4 protein-coding genes are annotated in these 4,500 nt (G+C 30.4%); 3 read left to right on the top strand and 1 reads right to left on the bottom strand.

The annotated features are described in order from the left end of the window. A partial coding sequence (gene brnQ / locus RWQ73_RS07770) for a branched-chain amino acid transport system II carrier protein (protein ID WP_314407804.1) occupies positions 1-1,314 on the top strand: 1,314 nt, incomplete at its 5' end. Positions 1,315-1,373: 59 nt separating this feature from the next. Here brnQ and RWQ73_RS07765 read toward each other — a convergent pair. Continuing rightward, the gene (locus tag RWQ73_RS07765) at positions 1,374-2,537 is read right to left on the bottom strand and encodes an SAM-dependent methyltransferase (RefSeq protein WP_314407802.1); all 1,164 of its coding nucleotides are present in this window, start codon (positions 2,535-2,537) and stop codon (positions 1,374-1,376) included. A 244-nt stretch (positions 2,538-2,781) separates the two neighbouring features. Between RWQ73_RS07765 and RWQ73_RS07760 the strand changes: the two genes are divergently transcribed. Both RWQ73_RS07760 and RWQ73_RS07755 read left to right on the top strand, forming a co-directional pair. Next, the gene (locus RWQ73_RS07760; protein ID WP_314407801.1) at positions 2,782-4,278 is read left to right on the top strand and encodes a UDP-N-acetylmuramoyl-L-alanyl-D-glutamate--2,6-diaminopimelate ligase; all 1,497 of its coding nucleotides are present in this window, start codon (positions 2,782-2,784) and stop codon (positions 4,276-4,278) included. A gap of 20 nt (positions 4,279-4,298) precedes the next feature. Further along, positions 4,299-4,500, top strand: a 202-nt coding sequence (locus tag RWQ73_RS07755; RefSeq protein WP_314407800.1) for a GTP-binding protein, incomplete at its 3' end; no start/stop codon positions are given.

Genomic DNA, 4,500 nt, shown 5'->3' with positions numbered 1-4,500 from the left:
ACCGGATTGTTATTATTTGGTATCTTTTTTGGTGCTGGAAACTTAATCTTTCCACCAGCACTAGGAGTAAGTGCAGGTGGAAACTTTTGGCCAGCAATTTTAGGGTTTGTAGTTTCTGGAGTAGGTATAGCAATTGTTACACTAATTGTTGGTGCACTTAATCCAAATGGTTATGGGGCAGAGATGGATGAAAAAATTTCACCATTATTCTCAACAGCATATTTAGTGTTACTTTATTTATCAATTGGACCATTATTTGCGATTCCAAGAACTGCAGCAACTGCATTTGATATTGGAGTAGCTCCAGTTGTAGCTGGAAGTAGTTTACCTTGGTTATTAATTTTTACAGTTATTTATTTTGTATGTGCGTTCTTATTAGCGGTAAACCCAACTAAGATTTTAAATAGTGTAGGTAAAATTTTAACACCTATTTTTGCTTTATTAATCGTAATTTTAGTAATCCTAGGAGTATCTAAATTCAACTCAACAGGAGAAGCTGCTAAAACTTATGCTACTAGTGGGTTAGCATTTGGTACAGGATTTATCGAAGGATACAACACACTTGATGCACTTGCTTCGGTTGCATTTTGTATCATTGCGATGAGTGCTTTAAAACAATTAGGGTTTAAAGATAAAAAAGAATTTCTATCAAGTGTATGGATCGCTGGTATTGCGACAGGTATTGGATTTAGTATCTTATATGTTGGATTAGGATTATTAGGTAATAGATTTGCAGTTCCTGCAGATGTACTTGCTAACCCTAAAGTAAATAAAGGTGCATATGTACTATCTGAATCAGCACGTCAAGTATTCGGTAACTTTGGAAGTATTTTCTTAGGAATCATGGTAATTCTTACATGTTTCACTACAACAGTAGGATTAATCGTTGCAACTTCAGAATTCTTTAACAAGAAATTCCCACAATTTTCATACAAAACGTATGCTACATTATTCACAGTTGTAGGATTTGCTATTGCAAATGTTGGATTACAAAGTGTTATCCAATTCTCAGTACCAATGTTGTTATTCCTATATCCAATCACAATTGCATTAGTATTAGTCGTTATTGTTAATAAATACGTTGCATTATCAAAATTAGGAATGCAATTAACTATGGCAGTAGTTACACTAATCTCAATTGTTTCTGTAGTAGGAAGCACATTTAAAGTAGCAGCTTTAAGTGGTTTAATCGCTAAACTTCCATTAGCTGCTCAAAGTCTAGAATGGTTAGTGCCTGCAGTAGTGTGCTTAGTAGTAGCTGCTGTATTACCAAATAGACAAAAAGGTAAAGTTTACGACTTTAGTGAACTATAATTAAAAAATTAAAAGAAATTAAAAAGCATTAGCTCGAAACACAGAGCTAATGCTTTTCATTATATTAATTTCTTAACTTCATCTAATAAGAACATTTTTACGTTTAAGGAAGATAGGAATTGTTCTAGATTAGATAATATATTTTTGTTAATATCATTGGTTGTTTTATACGCTCGGATAAGTTGATTTTTTGGTGTATTTTCAGCAGAAATAAATTCAACAATATCAGATTTATAACCGAATGCTTCCAATACGTCACTACGTACTGAGTCAGTTAGAAGTGTAGAGAATTTTTCTTTAATAATTCCATGTTTTAACATGAAAGGCATGAAGTCAGCTTTTAGTTGTCCATTAACTTCTTTTTGGCAGCACGGTACAGCAAAAAATACTTTTGCTTTCCAACCTAGAGCTTTTAGTATAGCAATATCTGTTGCTGTATTACATGCATGGAGACTAATAACCATATCTATCTCATCTTTATTTTCGTAGTCAATGACATCGCCATAAATAAAACTAAGATTTGTGAAATTCAATTTATCAGCAATATCATTGCAATGTTCAATGACTTCTTTTTTTAGATCGATTCCAATAATTTTAACATTCAAGTTAAGAACTTTAGTTAAATAGTAATATGCTGAAAATGTTAAATAACTTTTACCACTACCAAAGTCTAGAATTGTAATTTGTTTACTGGAATCTAATTGAGTAGTAGCTTGTTTAATAAATTCAAGGTACTTATTTATTTGTTTGAATTTATTATATTTACTCTTAATAATTTTTCCATCATTATTTTGAATTCCTAGTTCTATTAAAAATGGATATTTTTTCTTTTCATCTAGGAAATATTCTTTTTTCTTATTGTGATCAAATGAAATAGCTTTAGAAACTGTTGTTTTTCTATTTACACTTATTTTGAATTTTTTTGATATTTTGATATTTATATTTTCATTAATTGTAACGATATTAATGTCTTTAGCTAATTCGAAAAGTTCTTGGATAGTAGTCTCGATATTTGAAAAATCTGAAGTAACTATATTAGTATGCTTTATGATCCTTCTATAACGATATTCTAATTGTAGGTTAATATTGTTTTTAATACTAACTAATTTACCAATAACTTTATCGAGTTCTAATTCTTTATTACGAATGTTAGAAAAAGTGATTTTATTGATATTGTTATTAGTTATGTGAGTTAAAATTTCTGAAATAATTTCGTGTTCCATCGTATCTCCTTAAAATTTCTTTTAATATGATTTCTTATATATATTACACTAGATTAAATTAATTCGCAATACAAGTGAAGAACATTGTTAAATGAAAAGTCAAACTTTGACAAATCTAAGAACAATTACTATGAAAAATATTATTATTTCAAGTAAAGGAAAAATTATTACTGTTGTTGGTTGAGTATTAATAGCATGCATGGTATAATTTAGTAGTTAGAAAACTAAGAAAAAGGTAGCTAGTATGAATATTTTAGATATTATTAATAATATAAAAATAAAAACTATTTATGGAAATCTGCCAGAAAATGTGAATAATATTTCCCAAGATTCTCGAAAAATAGAAGATGGTGATGTATTTGTTGCTATTAAAGGCTATACGGTAGATGGTCATAATTATATAGAAAAAGTAATAGAACAAGGGGCAGCACTAGTTATTGCTAGTCGTTATGAAAATTATAATATAGATAAATGTGCGGTTATCGTTGTTAAAGAACATGAAATAGAAAAAATTGCCAGTATGATTGCGAAGAAAATTAATGAAGGTACTAATGTTCATACAGTAGCGGTAACTGGAACCAACGGAAAAACTAGTATTTCAACATTGGTTCATAATATGTTAAGAATCCTAGGTGAAAGTAGTGCATACATAGGGACAAATGGTTTTGGAAAAAATGATGATAAACCAATCTACTTTGGTAATACTACACCTGATGTTGTAACTTTACACAATAAAATAGGTGAGTTACATCGAGATAATATAAAAAATCTAGCATTCGAAGCATCATCACATGCTATGGCATTAGGCCGTATTTATAATGTGGATATTGATGTTGCGATATTTACAAACTTAACACATGAACACTTAGACTTTCATGGAGATATGCAAACTTATGCCTATGATAAGAGCTTATTATTCTCAACATTAGGTAATAATCTATCGGAAGCCAAATATGGAGTTTTAAATAAAGATGATAGTTATTATAAAATAATTTCAAAATGTTTATACCAACAAGAGATAAATTATTCTATTACAGATGAGAATGCAGATTTTTATGCATATAATATTAAGCAATTTAAAGAAGATAATATATATAAAACAAGCTTTACGCTAAAATCACCAGAAGGAATATTCGAATGTAAAACTAATTATATTGGTGATTTTATGGTGAGTAATGTTCTTGCAGCCCTTATTGCTGTATGGGTAAAAGGTTATAGTGTTGAACAGTTAGTTGGTATTTTACCTAAGCTTGGAGCACTGTACGGTCGAATGGAAATCTTAGGAGATGATTTGCCGATTGATATAATAAGCGATTTTGCACATACACCAGATGGCTATGCAAAGCTACTAGAAGCAACTCGTGAAATAAGAAAAGGAAAACGTACCCTTCTTGTTACTGGAATGGGAGGGGGACGCGATATTTCTAAAGGCCCATTAATTGGAGAAATTATCTCGGAAGCAGATTATGTTGTCATAACAACGGATAGTCCACGCGATGAAGACGTAGAAGTTCTAATGGGATCTATTGAAAAAGGTATGACTCATAAAAATTATGAAAAAGTATGGTTTAGAACCGATGCTGTTAAACGTATAATTGAGTTAGCAAAACCAGGAGATGTTGTAATATTAGCTTCAAAAGGACGTGAAGATTATGAAATTCTTCAAGGTGGTAAAAAAGTTTGGCACTCAGATCCAATCGTTGCAGTAGAAGAAGCGAAAAAGAAATTTAATGTTAAATAAAAAATTGAAAGGAAAATAACGTGGTAGAAAAAATTAGAGAACAGGTAGAAAAAAGAAGAACATTTGCGATTATCTCTCACCCGGATGCTGGTAAAACAACATTAACAGAGAAATTATTATTATTCGGTGGAGCAATTCGTGAAGCAGGAACGGTAAAAGGTAAAAAGACAGGAAAATATGCAAAAAGTGACTGGATGGATATAGAGAAACAACGTGGTATCT

It is taken from the genome of uncultured Gemella sp., assembly GCF_963525875.1.
Taxonomy (GTDB): Bacteria; Bacillota; Bacilli; order Staphylococcales; family Gemellaceae; genus Gemella.
The sequence above is the reverse complement of the archived record's forward strand: the minus strand, read 5'-3'. Positions and strand labels throughout refer to the sequence as shown.